Source organism: Amycolatopsis sp. M39 (genome assembly GCF_001651785.1).
GTDB lineage: Bacteria > Actinomycetota > Actinomycetes > Mycobacteriales > Pseudonocardiaceae > Amycolatopsis > Amycolatopsis rubida.
Window position 1 is genome coordinate 384,444 of the sequence record NZ_LWSF01000004.1, and the last position, 17,187, is coordinate 401,630.

18 protein-coding genes and 1 pseudogene are annotated in these 17,187 nt (G+C 70.5%); 11 read left to right on the forward strand and 8 right to left on the reverse strand.

Going from position 1 to position 17,187, the window contains the following annotated elements; genetic code table 11:
- Positions 1-775: pseudogene (zapE, locus tag A4R44_RS12355) on the reverse strand (cell division protein ZapE); the annotation flags it as partial.
- 955 nt (positions 776-1,730) lie between these two features.
- On the opposite strand from zapE, the gene A4R44_RS12360 reads away from it, so the two are divergent.
- From A4R44_RS12360 to A4R44_RS12385, 7 genes are all read left to right on the forward strand, one after another.
- Positions 1,731-2,186, forward strand: a complete 456-nt coding sequence (locus tag A4R44_RS12360; protein WP_198545260.1) for an Asp23/Gls24 family envelope stress response protein — start codon at positions 1,731-1,733, stop codon at positions 2,184-2,186.
- Between the two features lie 204 nt (positions 2,187-2,390).
- Positions 2,391-2,567 carry a hypothetical protein gene (locus tag A4R44_RS45515; protein ID WP_009075692.1) on the forward strand — a complete coding sequence of 59 codons (177 nt, stop codon included), beginning with the start codon at positions 2,391-2,393 and terminating at the stop codon, positions 2,565-2,567.
- Positions 2,564-2,950: an Asp23/Gls24 family envelope stress response protein gene (locus A4R44_RS12365; protein ID WP_067579359.1), complete on the forward strand. Its 387-nt coding sequence runs from the start codon at positions 2,564-2,566 to the stop codon at positions 2,948-2,950. Before A4R44_RS45515 ends, A4R44_RS12365 begins: the two co-directional genes overlap by 4 nt.
- The gene (locus tag A4R44_RS12370) at positions 2,950-3,483 is read left to right on the forward strand and encodes a DUF6286 domain-containing protein (protein ID WP_067580156.1); all 534 of its coding nucleotides are present in this window, start codon (positions 2,950-2,952) and stop codon (positions 3,481-3,483) included. The genes A4R44_RS12365 and A4R44_RS12370 overlap by 1 nt, the downstream gene beginning before the upstream one ends.
- The gene (locus tag A4R44_RS12375; RefSeq protein WP_067579361.1) at positions 3,483-4,082 is read left to right on the forward strand and encodes a hypothetical protein; all 600 of its coding nucleotides are present in this window, start codon (positions 3,483-3,485) and stop codon (positions 4,080-4,082) included. The genes A4R44_RS12370 and A4R44_RS12375 overlap by 1 nt, the downstream gene beginning before the upstream one ends.
- A 26-nt stretch (positions 4,083-4,108) precedes the next feature.
- Positions 4,109-5,182, forward strand: coding sequence for an ATP-dependent DNA ligase (locus A4R44_RS12380; protein WP_067579362.1), 1,074 nt, complete (start codon positions 4,109-4,111; stop codon positions 5,180-5,182).
- 156 nt (positions 5,183-5,338) lie between these two features.
- Positions 5,339-6,844, forward strand: coding sequence for an alpha/beta hydrolase (locus A4R44_RS12385; RefSeq protein ID WP_067580158.1), 1,506 nt, complete (start codon positions 5,339-5,341; stop codon positions 6,842-6,844).
- A 353-nt stretch (positions 6,845-7,197) separates the two neighbouring features.
- Here A4R44_RS12385 and A4R44_RS12390 read toward each other — a convergent pair whose 3' ends face one another.
- Both A4R44_RS12390 and A4R44_RS12395 read right to left on the reverse strand, forming a co-directional pair.
- Positions 7,198-7,785 (reverse strand): TetR/AcrR family transcriptional regulator, encoded by a 588-nt coding sequence (locus A4R44_RS12390; protein WP_067579364.1) that lies wholly within the window; start codon positions 7,783-7,785, stop codon positions 7,198-7,200.
- Positions 7,786-7,859: 74 nt separating this feature from the next.
- Positions 7,860-8,099 (reverse strand): DUF2630 family protein, encoded by a 240-nt coding sequence (locus A4R44_RS12395; protein WP_067579366.1) that lies wholly within the window; start codon positions 8,097-8,099, stop codon positions 7,860-7,862.
- An 87-nt stretch (positions 8,100-8,186) separates the two neighbouring features.
- Here A4R44_RS12395 and trxA point away from each other — a divergent pair, with 87 nt between their 5' ends.
- Positions 8,187-8,558 carry a thioredoxin gene (trxA, locus tag A4R44_RS12400; protein ID WP_067579368.1) on the forward strand — a complete coding sequence of 124 codons (372 nt, stop codon included), beginning with the start codon at positions 8,187-8,189 and terminating at the stop codon, positions 8,556-8,558.
- A 75-nt stretch (positions 8,559-8,633) separates the two neighbouring features.
- Here the strand turns inward: trxA and A4R44_RS12405 are convergent, their stop codons facing one another.
- Together A4R44_RS12405 and pruA are read right to left on the reverse strand one after the other, a co-directional pair.
- Positions 8,634-9,563, reverse strand: coding sequence for a proline dehydrogenase family protein (locus A4R44_RS12405; protein WP_067579370.1), 930 nt, complete (start codon positions 9,561-9,563; stop codon positions 8,634-8,636).
- A gap of 15 nt (positions 9,564-9,578) precedes the next feature.
- The gene (gene pruA / locus A4R44_RS12410) at positions 9,579-11,207 is read right to left on the reverse strand and encodes an L-glutamate gamma-semialdehyde dehydrogenase (RefSeq protein WP_067579372.1); all 1,629 of its coding nucleotides are present in this window, start codon (positions 11,205-11,207) and stop codon (positions 9,579-9,581) included.
- Positions 11,208-11,324: 117 nt separating this feature from the next.
- On the opposite strand from pruA, the gene A4R44_RS12415 reads away from it, so the two are divergent.
- The gene (locus tag A4R44_RS12415) at positions 11,325-12,917 is read left to right on the forward strand and encodes a CdaR family transcriptional regulator (protein ID WP_198545261.1); all 1,593 of its coding nucleotides are present in this window, start codon (positions 11,325-11,327) and stop codon (positions 12,915-12,917) included.
- 40 nt (positions 12,918-12,957) lie between these two features.
- A complete protein-coding gene (locus A4R44_RS12420) occupies positions 12,958-13,614 on the forward strand; it encodes a maleylpyruvate isomerase N-terminal domain-containing protein (protein ID WP_067579374.1) in 657 nt (218 codons plus the stop codon).
- On the opposite strand, the gene A4R44_RS12425 is transcribed toward A4R44_RS12420, so the two are convergent.
- The 3 genes from A4R44_RS12425 to A4R44_RS12435 all read right to left on the reverse strand — a co-directional run bounded on the left by A4R44_RS12425 (position 13,611) and on the right by A4R44_RS12435 (position 16,359).
- A complete protein-coding gene (locus A4R44_RS12425) occupies positions 13,611-14,606 on the reverse strand; it encodes an LLM class flavin-dependent oxidoreductase (protein WP_067579376.1) in 996 nt (331 codons plus the stop codon). The two genes, A4R44_RS12420 and A4R44_RS12425, sit on opposite strands and share 4 nt — an antisense overlap.
- Before the next feature lie 146 nt (positions 14,607-14,752).
- A complete protein-coding gene (locus A4R44_RS12430; RefSeq protein ID WP_067579378.1) occupies positions 14,753-15,145 on the reverse strand; it encodes a DUF6221 family protein in 393 nt (130 codons plus the stop codon).
- 191 nt (positions 15,146-15,336) lie between these two features.
- Positions 15,337-16,359, reverse strand: a complete 1,023-nt coding sequence (locus A4R44_RS12435) for a DNA polymerase domain-containing protein (protein ID WP_067579380.1) — start codon at positions 16,357-16,359, stop codon at positions 15,337-15,339.
- A 37-nt stretch (positions 16,360-16,396) separates the two neighbouring features.
- On the opposite strand from A4R44_RS12435, the gene A4R44_RS12440 reads away from it, so the two are divergent.
- Positions 16,397-17,071, forward strand: a complete 675-nt coding sequence (locus A4R44_RS12440) for a TVP38/TMEM64 family protein (protein WP_067579382.1) — start codon at positions 16,397-16,399, stop codon at positions 17,069-17,071.
- The last annotated feature ends 116 nt before the right edge of the window (positions 17,072-17,187 follow it).

The following is a 17,187-nucleotide window of genomic DNA, read 5'->3' on the forward strand; positions in this document are numbered from 1 at the left end:
GCGAGGGATGCAGCCGCTCAAGATGCGTCATCAACGCGCTGAATTCGTCCACAGTGGACCCTTCATGCGCGGCCGCCGAGGCGTCGATCTCGTCGTCGCCGACCGGCGGCGGCGCATCCGGCAGCCCGCGGTGCCGGTAGTCCGGCCCGTCGACGCGGACGACGCCGAACCGCCGCGACAACGCCTGGATCTCGCGCAGGAAGTCCTCCGCCGCGAACCGCCCCTCGCCGAGCTTGTCCGGCAAGGTGTTGGAGGTCGCCGCGACGTAGACGCCCGCGTCGGTGAGTTCCTGCAGCAACCGGCTGACCAACGTGGTGTCGCCGGGATCGTCGAGCTCGAACTCGTCGATCGCCAGCAGCCGGTGTTCCGACAGCCGCGCGACCGCGTTGGCGAATCCCAGCGCGCCGACGAGGTGCGTCAGCTCGACGAACGTCCCGTACGCCTTGGGCCCCGGAGTCTCGTGCCAAGTCGACGCGAGCAGGTGAGTCTTGCCGACGCCGAAGCCGCCGTCGAGGTAAAGCCCCATCGGCCCGTCCGGAATCGCCGCCCCGCCGCCGAAAAGCGATCGCAGACGGGACTTTTTGGCCTTCGCCGCCCCGATCCGCGAAGCGAACGCCGAACACGCCTCGACCGCGGCCGCCTGGCTGGGCTCGTCCGGGTTGGGCAGGTAAGTGGAGAACCGAGCCTCGCCGAACCGCGGCGGCGGCACGAGGGACGCGATCAGCTCGTCGGCCCCAAGCTCGGGAAACCGGTCGGTCAGCGCAGCTGCGGGCATGGTCGAAGAGCCTATCCGGACAGCCCCGGCCCCTTCGGCGCGCCTCAACCAGGCCGCGAGCGACAAATCCCCCGGTCGGAGCCCCTTTCGCCCACGGACTGGGCGGGCGAGGCGGGACGCGTGTGGTGACTGTCACCGGGCTGCCGCGCTGGTCAGACGTTCCGGTGCCGGGTCCGGCCTGCGCTGCAGCCTCGGCGGGGGTGCTCGGTCGGACGCTGAGGCACTGGGCCGAACCGTGTGGCCGGACCGGCGCGAGCGGCGGGGCCGCCCGGCACCACAGCACTGGACCAAGCCGCGAGACCGGACCCGGTGCGAACGGCGAAGGGGCGGGGCGCCGCACTGGACCAACCGCGCGACCAGGCTGGTGCGAGCGGCGAGGCCGCCCAGCACCACCGCACCGGCCCGAGCTGCGGGACCAAACCGGCACCGTGGCCCGGCACCACGACACTGGACCGAGGCTCGTGACCAGACCGGCGCAAACGGCCAGGCAACCCGCCACCGCGTGACTGGACCGAGACCCGTAACCAGACCGGCGCAAACGGCCAGGCAACCCGGCACCACGGCACTGAGCCGAGACGTGTCGCCGACTCGGCGCGAGCGGAGGGGCGACGTCCGGTGTCGNGGTGTCGCCGTCCTGGTTCGAGCTGCGTGGCTGGCCCGGCACGGGCGGCGGATCGCAGCGGGCGAGGTCTTCCTCGGCGTGCGGACTGGCGGCACTGCCGCCAAGACACTGCCGCCAAGACAGCCGTCGCGCGGGCTCGAAGCCGCCGGCCGCCGGTCGAGTCCGCCGTGTCGGCGCACGGACGGTCAGCGTGCTGCCGACTCACCCATTCGAGGGACGCCGCGTGAGTTTTCGCCCGGTCGGGAGGTCCTTCGGGCGGGCACGTCTCCGGCACCGCGGGTCGCTCGCGGCGACACTGGACGGGCCATGTCCGCATACAGGGAGCGAGGAACCATGCCGAGCACGAACCGGCCCGATGTGCCTACTGCTGTCCCGTCTTCCGCGCTGGCGTCGGCCGACCGGACGGACACCGCGGGACGCACCACGATCTCGTCGCTGGTCGTGCAGAAGATCGCGGTGCTGTCGACGCGCGAGGTCGCCGGGGTGCACGCGCTCGGCGGCGGGGTGTCGCAGACGATCGGCGCTCTCCGGGACCGGATCCCGGGCCCGGGCGCCACCTCCACCGCGGGCGTCTCGGTCGAGGTCGGCGAGAAGCAGGCCGCGATCGACCTCGACGTCGTCGTCGAGTACGGCGCGCGCATCGCGGAGGTCGCCCGCGACGTGCGGCGCAACGTCATCACCTCCATCGAGCAGATCACCGGGCTCGAGGTGATCGAGGTCAACATCGCGGTCAACGACGTCCACCTGCCCGGCGAGGAGGACGTATCCGCGTCGAGCCGGGTCGAATGACCGGGTGACCGCCCGGTGCCTCGGCCGCAGCAGTTCGAGCTCGCGCACCGTCGCCGGATGGTTCGGCTTCCGCGATGATTCCGAAGCACCACGCCAGCCGCAGCCGGACGAGCCTCGAACGAACTCGCCAAACCGAAGAGCGCAGCACCTCAGACCACTGAGCACCGCAACCGCCGCAGCACGTACATCCCAGGAGGGCGCACGTTGAACGCTACGCAGACCGGGATCCTCGCCGGGCTGATTCTCGGCCTGGCCGCCACGCAGGGATTCACCGCTTTCCTGGTCACCTTCGCGGTCGGCATCATCGGGCTCGTGGTCGGCCGGGTCCTCGACGGCGAACTCGACCTCGGCGACCTGTTCGGGAAGGGCCGGGACAAGTGACCCAGGCGGTCGAGGCAGGGCCGTCCCGCAGCGACCTTCCGGAGCCCGCCGAGCGCGGTTCGCTGACCATCGCGCACGCCGTGGTGCGCAAGGTCGCGCAGCACGCCGCCGACCAGGTGCCGGGGACAATGCTCACCGAGCGTCGCGTCGCGGGAGTCAGCACCGGGATGACCGGCACGTCCGCGAAGGTCAGCGGTTCGGACAACGACGTCGAGCTGTCCCTCGATCTCGCGTTGCGCTATCCGGCACCGGTGCGGGAAGTGACCGGGCAAGTGCGCGCGAAGGTCGTCGAAGAGGTCGAACGCATCACCTCCTATCACGTGCGTTCGGTCGCGGTGACGGTCACCGCGTTGTTGCCGGACGTGCCGCCGAGGGTGCGATGATGCGCATCCTCGTCCGTCTTTTGTCCACGCTGCTCGGGCTAGTTGTCGCGGCCGTCGGCGCGTTGCTGGCGCTTGAGGTCGGGTGGGCCTGGTGGCAGCCCGGCAAGGAACCGCTGCTCGTGCCATGGCCGCGGTGGAAGACCGCGATCGCCGAGCTGGACTGGACCAGCACGCCGGTGCGGATCACCGCGGGAATAGCCGTGCTCGCCGGGCTTGCGCTCCTGGTGCTGGCGCTCGGTGCGGGCGACCGCGCGGTCCGGATGACCGATCCCGCTGACGGCATCACGGTGAACACCTCGCCGCGCGCGCTCGCGCGGCTGGTCGGGCTGGCGGTGCGCGCGGAGGACAACGTGCGCGGTGCGTCGGTGACGGCCAGCTCCCGCCGGGTGCGCGTGCGCGCGACCAGCCGGCTGGAAACCGAGGAACAGCTGCGGCCACGGCTGTTGGAAACCGTCGCGGGGGTGCTGGACGACCTCCCGTTGCAACGTCGTCCGAAGGTGTCCGTGGTCGTCGACTCTCCGAAGGACCGGTGATGAGCGCTTCCGCGGCGCGTCGCGCGCAAGGCCGTTCGTACGGCGCCGAGCGCACGCTGACCTCCTTGGTCGGCGTGCTCGGTGTGCTGGCCGGTGCCGGAGCGCTGGTGGTCGGCATGGGGTGGCTCGGGCAGTTCCGCGGGCACCGGCCGGTGCTCGACCCGATCGCGGTCGGCTGGCTCGGCGACCACGCGCTGTACGCGCGGATCGGTGCGGTGGTGCTCGGGGTGCTGCTGCTCGTGTTCGGACTGTGGTGGTTTTTCCGTTCGCTGCGCCCGGAACGCCGTCCGGATCTGAAGCTCGGCGAGACGATCGGCGCGGAGCTGACCGTCACAGCCGGAGCGCTGGCCGGGGCCGTGCAAACGGACGCGGAGAGCGTTGACGGGGTTGCCCGGGCCCGCGTCCGCTCGGTGGGCACCGTGGCCGATCCGGCGCTGCGGATCACGCTCTGGCTTGCTGAAGGCGCGGAAGTCCGCCGGGTGTGGGAAGACCTCGACGCGTACGTGCTGACCCGGGCCAGGGAGTCGCTCGGCGTCGAGACCCTGCCGACCGCGGTGCGGCTCGAACTCGACATGACCGGCTCGGCGCGCGTGCGCTGATCCCGCGTTTCGCCCAGAATGCCCGCATGGCCCTCCCTGTGCAGGCACCGATCAAGCCCATGCTGGCGAAGCCGGCGAAAGCCATTCCCGATTCCGGCGGGCTGCTGTTCGAGCCGAAGTGGGACGGATTCCGCTGCCTGGTTTTCCGGGACGGCGACGACATCACCCTGCAGTCGCGCGCGGAGAAGCCGCTGAACCGGTACTTCCCGGAAGTCCTCGCCGCGCTGCGGGAATCCTTGCCGGAGCGCGTCGTGCTCGACGGCGAGCTGGTGGTGGCCCGCGACGGCAAGCTCGATTTCGACGCGCTGACCGAGCGCATCCACCCGGCGGACAGCCGTGTCCAGCTGCTCGCCGAGCAGTCGCCCGCGCAGTTCGTGGCCTTCGATGTGCTCGCGCTGGGCGACGAGTCGTTTGTGGACGAGCCGACGTCGGCGCGCCGCGAACGGCTCGAATCTCTGCCAGGCGTCGCGCTGACACCGGCGACGACCGATCCGGAGACCGCGCGGCGCTGGTTCGAGCTGTTCGAAGGAGCTGGATTGGACGGCGTGATCGGCAAGCCGCTGGACGAGCCGTATTCGCCGGGCAAGCGGGTTTTGTTCAAGTACAAGCATTCCCGCACCGCGGACTGCGTGCTGGCGGGTCTGCGCTGGCACGTGGACGGCGAACCGGGCGAGGCGGTCGGCTCGTTCCTGCTCGGCCTGTACGACGAGACCGGGCTGCTGCACCACGTCGGCGTGGTCGGTTCGTTCCCGGTCGCGCGCCGCCGCGAGCTGGCGCAGGAGCTGGCCCCGTTGATCACGGACGGCGAAGGGCATCCGTGGCTGGGCGACGCGGTCCGCGAGGGTCAGCGGATCCCGGGCGGCATCACGCGCTGGCGGTCGAAGGAACAGCCGTGGGTGCCGCTGCGGCTGGAGCGCGTGGTGGAGGTCTCGTACGAGCACACGGAGGGCGGCTATCCGTCGCGCTTCCGCCACACCGCCCAGTTCGCGCGCTGGCGGCCGGATCGGGAGCCGTCGTCGTGCGGCTACTCGCAACTGGACGAGCCTGCCCGGTACGACCTGTCGGCGGTGTTCCGGGGCGAGGTCGTGCGCACCCGCTGACCGGACACGCCGCAGGACCCGCTCACTGGCTTCCCACACCAGGCGTGCCAAGCTCGTCCGAGAGTTCCGCCGAGCAGATGTGAGGACCAGCCCGTGCACCGCCGTTCCCCCAGCCGTTTCCGTACGCGCGCCCGGCTGGCGGCGGCGACGCTGGGAATGCTCATGCTGGCCGGGTGCACCAGCGGGCCCTCCGTGCGCCCGGCGGTAATCGACAACGACGGGCGAGCCACCACCGCGCCGCCCCCGAGCACTGCCGCGGTGCCGTTGCCGCCGCTGGCCGAGCCCAGGAAGTCCGCCCTGCGATGGGCCAACTGCGACGCGGACACCCGGCAGCGGATGGCCGCTCCGGCGCTGCCCGATTCGCTGCACGTCAGCTGCGCGCGCATGACGTCGCCGCTCGACGCCCCCGAGGACTCCCAGCATCTGCTCGCCCGCATCCTCGTGCTCAAGGCAGGCGACGGCCCGATCCCGCTCGTGGTGGTCAACGACGTCGGCGGCGAACCGGGATCGCTGTTCGCCGCGCGCCTGGCGGCCCGGCTTCCGCCGGAGTTCCTCAAGAAGTTCTCGCTGATCGGCGTGGACCGGCGCGGCACCGGGCTGTCCGGCGGAGTGCAGTGCGTGCCGCTGGAAGTGCGTTCGGGCCTGCTGGGCGCGGACCCGGCGGAGGGCGGCCTCGGCGAGGTGCTGGACGCGGCCCGCCGGGCCGGTCAGCAGTGCGCGCTCGATCTCGACACCGCACAGACCGCGCTGGACAGCTGGCGCACCGCCGGGGACCTCGACCAACTGCGCAAACAACTCGGCCTTGACCGGCTGAACGCGCTCGGCCGCGGTGACGGCTCGAAGGTGCTTTCGGAGTACGCGGTGCGCTACCCGGCGCAGGTCGGGCGCATGGTGCTGGACGGCATCCCGGATCCGGGAGCCGACCGAGCGGCTGTGCTCGACGCGGTGGCCGCTGGCGCACAGGCGACGTTCGACGCCTTCTCCGCCGACTGCGCCGCCCGCAACTGCCCGTTGGGCGATGCGAAGGTCGCGCTGAAGACGGTGACCGACCGGCTCCGTACGTCCCCTGTGGACACTGACGACGGCGTGACGATGAGCCCGGGCGTGGCGACCTACGCGGTGTACCAAGGACTCGCCGACCGTGCGAACTGGCCCGCTCTCGCCGACGCGTTGAACGCCGCGAAAAACGGCGACGTCACCGCGCTGGCGGCCTTCGCGAATCCGATCGTCGCGGACGTCCGCGGCCGCACGTCGCGCATCGGCGGCACCATCGCGACCCGCTGCAACGACTCGACCACCCGGCTGCCCGCCGATCAACTGGACCGCGCCGCGGCCGGCATGCGCGCGAAGTACCCGCAGTTCGGCGCGGCGGTCGCCCAGGAACTCGCCTGGTGCGGCGCTTGGCCGGTCCGCCGCGAGGCGCTGCCTCCCGCCGGTGCGCCAGGCGCCCCGCCCATCCTGGTGGCCGCTACCGCCACCGACCCGGTGACGCCGCAGATCGGCACCACCCGGGCCGCGGACCAGATGCCCAGCGCCGTGACTGTCACGTGGCAGGGCGTCGCGCACGGCGCGGTCGGACAGTCCTCCTGCGTCACTGCCGTCGCGCAGTCCTTCCTGGTCGAGGGCAAGATCCCGGACAACGGCACTCTCTGTCCGGCTTAGGGATCGACGAGGCCGGCGAGCACGGAGCCGCTCGCGTTGTGCAGTTTCCGCAGCGCGTCTGCCGAACGGCTCCATCCCGCCGAGACCGCGCCGCCAGCCGCGCACCAGCACGCTGATCCGGCCGAGCAATCCCCGCTGAGGTCTGAGGTGGCGGAACCGGGGCTGCCCCGCCGAAGTCGTCTCGAACACTCACCCAGTATCTCGAACACCTGTTCGAGATAGCATCACTCGACCCAGCGGGATCCACTCACCCACACGAGAGCGGCAATCTCACCAGGAGTGCCGAAAACTCTGCCAGCGCGCCGAATTCCGCCCCTCGCGGCCAGGAACCCAGCACCGCGAGGCCGACTGTCCTAACGCGACACAGCCGGGCTGGCAGCCGCCCAGGCCGCCTCGATCATCTGGAAAACCTCGTCCACCGCGGCCTCCGGATCAGCCGCCTCGCGAGCCACCGAGTAGGCATCGACCACGAACCGCGCGATCGCCCGGCACGCCGTCGGAGTCCGGCCGAGACCGGGATCGGCCGCCATCGCCGCCGCGAGCGACTCCGCGTGCCGCAGCCGCATCGACTCCTCGTACTCCCGCAGCGCGGGCGATCCGTCGATCATCCGCCAGACCGGCGCGGCGCTGTCCGCGGTGCAATGCCGCACCAGCGCCTGGATCTCGTCTCGCAACGCCGGGATCAGCGCCTCCGCCGGCACCCGCCGTTCGACCGCGCCGCACAGGTTCTCCGCGAAGTCCGAGTCCTGCTCGAAGACCAGCGCTTCCTTCGAGGCGAAATGCGAGAAGACCGTGGTCACGGCGACGTCGGCCTCGGCCGCGATGTCGCGGATGCCCACCTCGTCGTACCCGCGCTCGAGGAACAGCCGGAGCGCGGCGTCGGCGATCTTCCGGCGGGTCGCGGCCTTCTTGCGCTCGCGCCGCCCGGACGGCTCAGTCATCCGCGGATGCTATCAGCCACAAAATCTGTCCGGTTACCAAAAGCTAACAGTTAGCTTTTGCTGGCGCCGAGAGACTACTGCCGATATCCCTCGACCTCGCCCACCGGCCGGACCGAAGCCTCGTCCGGATCGTCGTCGAACTCGACCCTGGCCCGGCGCTGCCGCAGCAGGTCCCAGCACTGGTCGAGCTCCTCTTCGGCCCGGCGCAGCCGCTCCCGGTCGTCCGAGGACAGCCCGGCCCCGATGGCCCGGTCGCGCAGTTCCTTCTCCTGCGCGATCAGCTCGTCGATCCGTCCCAAGATCCCGTCAGCCACATCAACCTCCACAGAAGCGTCCGACACTCACCAGGACGCTACCCCGGCGCGGGGAATTCCCCACCCGATTCGTTCGTTGGACGGCCTATGAGCACAGTGGAACTGACCGCGGACAACTTCGACCAGACCGTAACCGACAACGAGTTCGTGCTGATCGACTTCTGGGCAAGCTGGTGCGGCCCGTGCCGCCAGTTCGCGCCGGTGTTCGAGCAGGCGTCGGAAAAGCACAGCGACATCACCTTCACGAAGGTGGACACCGAGGCCGAGCAGCAGCTCGCCGCGGCGTTCAACATCCGCTCGATCCCGACGCTCGCCGTGATCCGCGACAAGACCCTCATCTACTCCCAGCCCGGCGCCCTTCCGGAAGCCGCGCTGGAGGACCTCATCCGCCAGGCCCGCGAGGTCGACATGGACGAGGTGCGCAAGGCCGCCGCCGCGCAAGAATCCGAGCAGGCCTGAGCCGGCCATCACAGGCGCAACCCGGGGAAACGCGAAGGCCCGGCACCCACCAGGGTGCCGGGCCTTCGCAGCGGTTCAGGACCGGGTGACGAGCCCGCGCAGGAAGAACGCGAGGTTCGCCGGCCGCTCGGCCAGCCGTCGCATGAAGTAGCCGTACCACTCGTCGCCGCAGGGCACGTACACGCGCATCGTCTCGCCTTCGCCGGCGAGCCGCTTCTGCTCCTCGGGCCGGATGCCGTACAGCATCTGGTACTCGTGGTCGCCGGACGTGCGGCCGGCGTCCGCGGCGAGCTTGCCCGCGATCGCGACCATCCGCGGGTCGTGCGAGGCCACCATCGGGTAGCCCTTGCCCGCCATCAGCACACGCAGGCAGCGCACGTAGGACTTGTCCACCTCGGACTTGTCCTGGAACGCCACCGATTCCGGCTCGGCGTAGGCACCCTTGCACAGCCGCACGCGCGATCCGGGGCCGGACAGCTCGCGGCAGTCCTGCTCGGTGCGGTGCAGGTAGGCCTGCAGCACCGCGCCCACCCACGGGTACTCGGCGCGCAGCTCGCGGAGAATGCCGAGCGTCGAGTCCGTGGTGGTGTGGTCCTCCATGTCGAGCGTCACCGTCGCGCCGACCGCCTCGGCCGCCGCGCAGATCTTCCGCGCGTTTTCGAGCGCGACGCCTTCGCCGTCGCCCGGCAGGAACTGCCCGACCGCGGACAGCTTCACCGAGACGTCCGCGCCCTTGGCGAGACCCTGTTCGGACAGCGCCGTCAGCAACTCCTCGTACGCCTGCACGGTGGCGGTGGCCTGTGCGGCGTCGGTGGTGTCTTCGCCGAGGTGGTCGATGGTGATCTTCCGGCCGTCGGCGGCCAGTTCCCGTGCGGCGCGCACGGCGTCGGCGGTAGCCGAGCCGGACACGAACCGGCGCACTACGGACCGGGTGACCGGTACCGCTTCGACGAGCGCACGCATCCGCTGCGAACGAGCGGCGGCGAGCAACGGGGCACGCAGCATGGCGGTGTCTCCTTCTCAGCCCTGGTGCGGGTAGCGCACGGAGGTCGGCGGCACGAACGTCTCCTTGATCGAGCGCGGGCTCGTCCAGCGGAGCAGGTTGAAGACCGAGCCGGCCTTGTCGTTCGTGCCCGAGGCGCGCGCCCCGCCGAACGGCTGCTGGCCGACGACCGCGCCGGTCGGCTTGTCGTTGACGTAGAAGTTGCCCGCGGCGAACCGCAGCGCCTGCGAAGCCTTCGCGACAGCCGTGCGGTCGTTCGCGATGACGGCGCCGGTGAGGGCGTACGAAGCGGTCTCGTCGACCAGCTGCAGCACGGAGTCGAAGTCAGCGTCTTCGTACACATAGACCGACAGGATCGGGCCGAAGTACTCGGTGCTGAAGATCTCGTGCTTCGGGTTTGTCGACACGAGGACGGTCGGCTGCACGAAGTAGCCGACGCTGTCGTCCGCAGTGCCGCCGACGAGGATCTCGACCTCGCTGTCGTTCTTAACGCGTTCGAAGAGCGAGGCGTGCTTGTCGAAAGCCCGGCGGTCGATCACTGCGCCACCGAAGTGCGACAGGTCGGTGACATCGCCGTAGCTGAGCGCGGCGGTCTCGGACGCAAGGCCGTCCTTCACCTGCTCCCAGACACTGCGCGGCACGTACGCACGCGAAGCAGCGGAGCATTTCTGGCCCTGGTACTCGAAGGAACCACGGACGAGCGCGGTGCGAAGCACGTCGATGTCGGCCGACGGGTGCGCGAGCACGAAGTCCTTGCCGCCGGTCTCGCCGACGAGACGCGGGTAGCTGCGGTAGCCGGCGATGTTCGCGCCGACAGTGCCCCACAGGTGCTGGAAGGTCGCCGTGGAGCCGGTGAAGTGAATGCCCGCCAGGTCACGGTGCGTCAGCGCGACCTCCGAGACGGCCTTGCCGTCGCCCGGCAGCAGGTTGATCACGCCCGGCGGCATGCCGGCCTCTTCGAGCAACCTCATGGTCAGGTGCGCGGCGAAGCTCTGCGTCGGCGACGGCTTCCACAGCACGGTGTTGCCCATCAGGGCGGGCGCGGTGGGCAGGTTGCCGGCGATGGCGGTGAAGTTGAAGGGCGTGATCGCGTACACGAAGCCCTCAAGCGGACGGTGCTCCATCCGGTTCCACACGCCCGGCGAGCTGACCGGCTGCTGGTCGAGGATGCTGCGGCCGAAGGCGACGTTGAAGCGCCAGAAGTCGGCGAGCTCGCACGCGGAGTCGATCTCGGCCTGCGTCGCGGTCTTCGACTGACCGAGCATGGTGGCCGCGTTCAGCGTCGAGCGCCACGGGCCGCTCAGCAGGTCAGCGGCGCGCAGCAGGATCGCCGCACGGTCGTCGTAGGACAGCGCGCGCCACTCCGGGGCGGCCTTAGCGGCAGCAGCGATCGCGTCGGTCGCGTCCTGCTTCGTGGCGCTCTGGATGGTGCCGAGGACGTGGCCGTGGTTGTGCGGCTGGACAACGTCGATCTTCTCGCCGCCGCCGGCGCGCTGCTCGCCGCCGACGGTGACCGTCAGGTCGACGGGACCGGCCTGACCCAGTTTCTTCAGCGCCCCCTCCAGCTCGGCGCGCTCGGCGCTGCCCGGCGCGTACGTCAGCACCGGCTCGTTCTTCGGGGCGGGGGTCTGGGTCACGGCGTCCACGGCGGCTCCCTCGTTGGCTTACTCGTCGGTTGTCCGAAAGATAACGCTGCGCGGCGGTCAGGAGTTTGTTCTAGCGGCTAGAATCGCCCATATGGTTTTGTCCGATCGGCCTATTCGGTGACGGCCGCCGAACCGTTCGCCGGCGCGTCGCTGCGGCACGTGCTCGCGACGCTCGGCGAACCGCTCGTGCGGGTGCTCGTCGCGCCGCGCGGACTGGGCGTTCCGGTGCAGGACGTCGTGATCCTCGACCCGGAGGACCCGCCCGAAACGCACCCCGGCGACCTGGTCCTGGTGATCGGCGCGCGGGGCAGGTCGGCAGCGGCCGCGATCCGGGCGGCCGGGCGCGCCGGAGCGGCCGCGGTGGCGGTGAAAGGGGAAGGCGGCACGGACGTCGCGGCGGACGCTGGCGTCGCGCTGCTCACGGTCGGCGCGGAAGCGCGGTGGGAGCAGGTCGAGGCGCTGGCGCGCGGGGTCGTCGACGCGGCCCGAGCGGGTGGCGAAGCGGAAACCGGTGAGGTGCTCGGCGACCTGTTCGCGCTGGCCCAGACGGTCGCGACGCTCACCGGCGGCCTGGTCAGCATCGAGGACACCGCGAGCCGCGTCCTCGCGTATTCAAGGGCAGGCGACGAGGTCGACGAGCTCCGGCGGTTGTCGATCTTGGGCCGTGAAGGGCCGGAACGATACCTCGCGATCCTCCGCGAATGGGGCGTCTACCAGCGGTTGCGGGCCGGCGAAGGAATCGTGCGCGTGGACGAACGCCCGGAGCTGGGAATCCGCCGCCGCATCGCCGCCGGGATCCACGCCGGATCGCAACCGCTCGGCACGATCTGGGTCCAGGAAGGCGCGCAGCCGCTGACCGGACAAGCCGAGGTGGCGCTGCTCGGCGCGAGCAGAACGCTTGCCCCGCAACTGATCCGCGCGCGAACCCGGCCCGATCCGCAGCTTCGGCTGCGCGAGGACTTGCTGGCCGGATTGCTGGAAGGACGCGTCGACGCCGAGTCTGTCGCAGACGACATCGGCGCCGATCCAGCTCGTCCAGCACAGGTTTTGGCGTTCACGCTCTCGCGGCAGCAGTCGAGCGCCGCTTCGGACCGGTTGCTGCACCGGGCCGAACTGGTGCACCTGATCGCCGTGCACACCGCGGCCTATCGGCGGACCGCGCTCGTGAGCGTGCTCGGCGGCCGGGTGTACGCGTTGCTCCCGGATCTGCCGGAACACTCAGCTGCGCCAGTGTTGGCGTTGGCGAAGGAAATCGTCGGTGCGGCACGGAAACACCTCGACGCACCGGTCCGCGCCGCACTCGGCGGGATTGTGCCGAGGCTGTCGGACGCAGCGTTGTCGCGCGGCGACGCCGATCGGGTGCTGCTGGCGATGACACGCGGTCATTGGCCGTCCGACGTCGCGTCGCTGGCTGACGTCCGGGCTGACGTGTTGTTGTCGGAAGTGCTGGCCTACTTGGGGGATCAGCCCCGATTGCGCGATCCGCGGCTCGCGCAACTGCGCGCCCACGACGCCGATCACGGCGATATTCTGATCCCCGCGGTGCTGGCGTACCTGAACGCTTTCGGCGACGTCCGCACGGCCGCGCGCTCGCTGAACATCCACCCGAACACCGTGCGCTACCGGGTGCGGCGCGCGTCCGAGGTGTCTGGCATCGACCTGACCGATCCAGCTCAGCGGCTGCTCACTGAACTGTTGCTGCGGCTCTAAATCGGATGCCGCGGAGGTTCGTGATCGCTAAGGTGCCGTCGTGGACCTCTTCTTCCGCTCCTGGAACGCACTTCAGAACGCTGTCAAATCGCTTGACGGCGGGCAGTGGCTCGCCCCGTCGGGATGCACCGGCTGGCTGGTGCAGGACCTGGTGTTCCACCTGGTCGTCGACGCGCAGGACATCCTGATCACGCTCGCGACCCCCGCCGAATCCGAGCCGACGCACACCGCCGCGGAATACTGGGAACTCGGCACCGAGCTGCCGACCGGCATGGACGAAGAAGGCCTGTTCACCCGCCGCGCGGCGGTCAGCTACGGCTCCACCGCCTGGCTGGCGCACCACTTCGACGACCTGGCCCAGGCGGCCGGACGTGCCGCCGCGCTCGCGGACCCGGCGTCGAAGGTCGAAACCCGCGACTACGTGCTGACGGTCGCGGACTATTTCGAGACCTACGTCGTGGAAGCCACGTTGCACCACCTGGACCTCGTCAGGCATCTGTCCGGAGTGGACGGTCCAGACGCCGGCTGCCTGGCAGCGGCCCGGCGAACAGTGGAAACCGCTCTGGGCACGCCACTTCCGTCGTCGCTGGACGACCAGAGCGCACTCCTGGTAGCGACCGGCCGACGTGCCGCGACTGACGAGGAGAAGGCGGCACTGGGGTCGCTGGCCGAAAAGCTGCCGATCGTCCTCGGCTAAACCGAAAGCCGTTCCGCCGCGGTCAACTCGGCAAGCGCGGCAAAAGATTCGACGCGCGCGGCCGGGTCGTAGGTGCTGGTGCTGACGAGCAGCTCGTCCGCTCCAGTCGAGTCGACCAGGTCCGCGAGACGTGCGCCGACCTCGTCCGGAGTACCGCTGATCTGCCCGGCCAACGCGTCGTCGAGACGACGGCGTTCGCGGTCGGTCATCGGCAGTGCCAAGATCTCGTCCACAGGCGAAAGCGGCGGGAACACCCCGTGGCTGCGCGAGTACACAGTGGACCAAGCCTCGGGCACCAGCAGCCGCCGAGCCTCCTCCGCGGTGTCCGCCACCGCGACCGCTGTCGACACGACGACACAGGGATCGTCCACATCGGACCGGAAGGTTTCGCGATACCGCGAAATCGCCTCCACCATCGCACGCTGCCCGTGCGCGGGAGCGATCACCAGCGGCAACCCCAGCCCAGCGGCGAGATCCGCGCCAGCGCCAGTCGCGAGCAAAAACACCGGCACCGACAGACCTTCGGCCGGGATCGCGTGTACCCCGTCGTGCTCGCCCCGGAAGAACGCGAGAAGCTCGCGAACCTGCCCGTCGAAGCCGTCGGCCGCGTCCTTGCCCTGCCCGAGCGCGCGCCGGACCGGCTCGATGAACCCGACCGAACGCCCGATCCCGAGATCGATCCGCCCCGGGAACAAGGACTCCAGAATCCCGAACTGCTCGGCGACCACGAGCGGCCGGTGATTGGGCAGCATCACGCCGCCGGACCCGACCCGGATGCGCGAAGTCGCGGAGGCAACGGCTGACGCGAGCACTGCTGGCGCGGACCCGGCGACCCCAGGTACGCCGTGGTGTTCGGAGACCCAGAACCGGTGGTAGCCGAGCGCTTCGATGACACGCGCGAACGCGACAGTGTCCCGGATCGCCTGCGCGGTCCCCCGCCCTCGCCGCACGGGAGACCGGTCCAGCACGGAAATCGGAACGTCCACGCTCACGCCAACGCCGCCCGCCCAGCGCGAATTCCCGCCCTTCCGACGTCCGTGAGGNCCAGCCGAGGCCCGTGAGCGGGCCCTGCACAATCAGCTTCGGGGTGCCCCACGCAACCGTTCACAAGCAATGTCGCCGCCGGGCGACGAGCCGATCAGGGCCTCCACCGCTCGCTGTAATCCGGATGATCCGCGTACGGCAACGCCAGCAACCGCAACGTCAAACACCAATTCGACCCGGCCTCGTCCGCGGGCACATGACAGGTCTCACACCAATACTCGCTGCCGTACAACGGAAACCCAGGCACCTTCTCCGACACCGTAGTCCGATGCGCGAGCATGATCCGCCGCGTCGCCTCGATCTCGTTGATCATCTGGTTGACCACGTCGAGTTCGAGGTCGCCGAGGGAGCGGACCCGCTCCTCGAGCCCGACCTTGGCCTCGCCGCGACTGAGCGGCTCGCCGGCCTTGCCCTTCTGCACCGCCTGCATGATCAGCGCCTGCCGCTGTCCGACGCGCGCGGCGAGGAACGCGATCAGGTCGTCCACGACGTCTCCCTCCTCCGGTCCCGGCTCCCCTCCGGCCCCGGCAATAGTCGCACCTCGACCCCGGCGCGTTACCGCCTAGCGGCACGCCCATGGTAATCGACCTCGAAAAAACCAGTGCGACCTGCGAAAACATTCGGGAAATTCGCCGCGATGTTGATCACTGAGAGTGAACACGCCCGGCAATCGGACGATCACGCCTGGTCGGATCGGGCCTTGCTCGGCTGCACCCGCTTCGGCTCGCCGGGCATTTTCGGGTAGTCCGGCGGGTACGGCAGTTCCGCACCGCCGAGGTCGCGGTCGTCTCGCTCGTACCACTCCAGCAGCGTCTCCAGGCCGAACGCCTTCTCGTCCATCGGCGCGTGCAGGTCGCCGTGCTCGGCGAGGAAGCCGGGGACGGTCAGGACGTCGAAGTCGTCCGGGTCGACGTCGGCGAGCAGGTCCCAGGTCAGCGGGGACGACACGGTCGCACGCGGGGTGCCGCGCACCGACCACGAAGAGGCGACCGTCCGGTCCCGGGCCGCCTGGTTGTAGTCGAGAAAGACGCGGCCGCCGCGTTCCTCCTTCCACCACGAGACCGTCGCCTTGTCCGGGATCCGCCGTTCGACCTCGCGGCCGAGCGCGATCACCGCGTGCCGCACCGCGATGAAGTCCCATTCCGGGCGGATCCGCACGAGGACGTGCACGCCGCGGCCGCCCGAGGTCTTCGGGTAGCCGGTGAGCCCGGCGTCGGCGAGCGCCTCGCGGACGACGCCGGCGACCTCGACCGCGTCGGCGAACCCGGCGCGCTCCGGCGGGTCGACGTCGATCCGCAGTTCGTCCGGATGGTCCAGGTCAGGACGGCGGACCGGCCACGGGTGGAAGTCGAAGGTGCCGAGGTTGGCCGCCCAGGCGAACACCGCGGGCTCGGTCGGGCAGACCTCGTCGGCGGTGCGGCCGGACGGGAAGGCGATCCGCGCGGTCTCCAGCCAGTCCGGCGCGCCCTTGGGCACGCGCTTGGCGTAGAACCACTCGCCGGTGACGCCGTCGACGTAGCGTTTCAGCGTGGTCGGCCGCTCGCCGATCGCGCGCAGCAACGGGTCGGCCACGGCGAGGTAGTACTCGACCACCTGCCGCTTCGTGATTCCGCGCTCGGGGAAATAGACCTTGTCCGGGCTCGACACCCGAACGGTGCGCTCCCCCACCTGGTACTCGACCGGATCGCCGTTTTTGGCCATGCGGCCACCGTAGCCGCGAGTACCGTACCGTGGCGGGGTGTCCGGGAGAACCAAGCTGATCGCCGCCCTGGCCGTGCTGGCTCTTCTCGGCGCCGCCGCGCTGTGGCTGCCGATCCCGGGACCGGCGCAGCTGCGCACCTGGGCCGCGGCGACCGGATCGATGACTCCGCTGGTGCTCCTCGTGGCTTACTCGCTGCTCACCGTCGCGCCGATCCCGCGCACAGTGTTCAATCTGGCCGCCGGTCTGCTCGTCGGCAGCGTCGCGGGGGTGGTCATCGCCTTGGCGGCCACCACGATCGCCGCCGGGCTGGCGTACGGGCTGGCCCGGCTGCTCGGCCGGGACCTGATCCTGCGGCACCTGCACCGCGCGCCGGTGCGGGCGGTCAACGACCGGCTCTCCGACGGCGGCGTGCTCGCCATCACGTCGCTGCGGTTGATCCCGGTCGTCCCGTTTTCGGCGATGAACTACCTGTGCGGCGTTTCGTCCGTGAAGCTCGTTCCCTACCTTGCCGGAACGGCGCTCGGGAGCGTCCCCGGAACCGTCGCGGTGGTCGTTTTCGCGGACGGGCTGACCGGCGACACGCCGCCCGCTTTGCTGGCTTGCTACGCGGTCTTCGCCGCGCTCGGCGCGGCAGGATTGGTGCGAGTGCTGCGGAAGCGCGTCCCCGCCGCCGAACCGGAGGCGCCTGTGCCGTCGGCACCGGCTGGCTGACGGCGGGCAGGTACTTCCGACCGCTACACTCGTTCGGGTGCGCGAGGGGTATCCGCGCTGCGCACGACCACGATCACGGGACTTTCGTCAGGAGCGGGCGTCATCGACACCGGGCA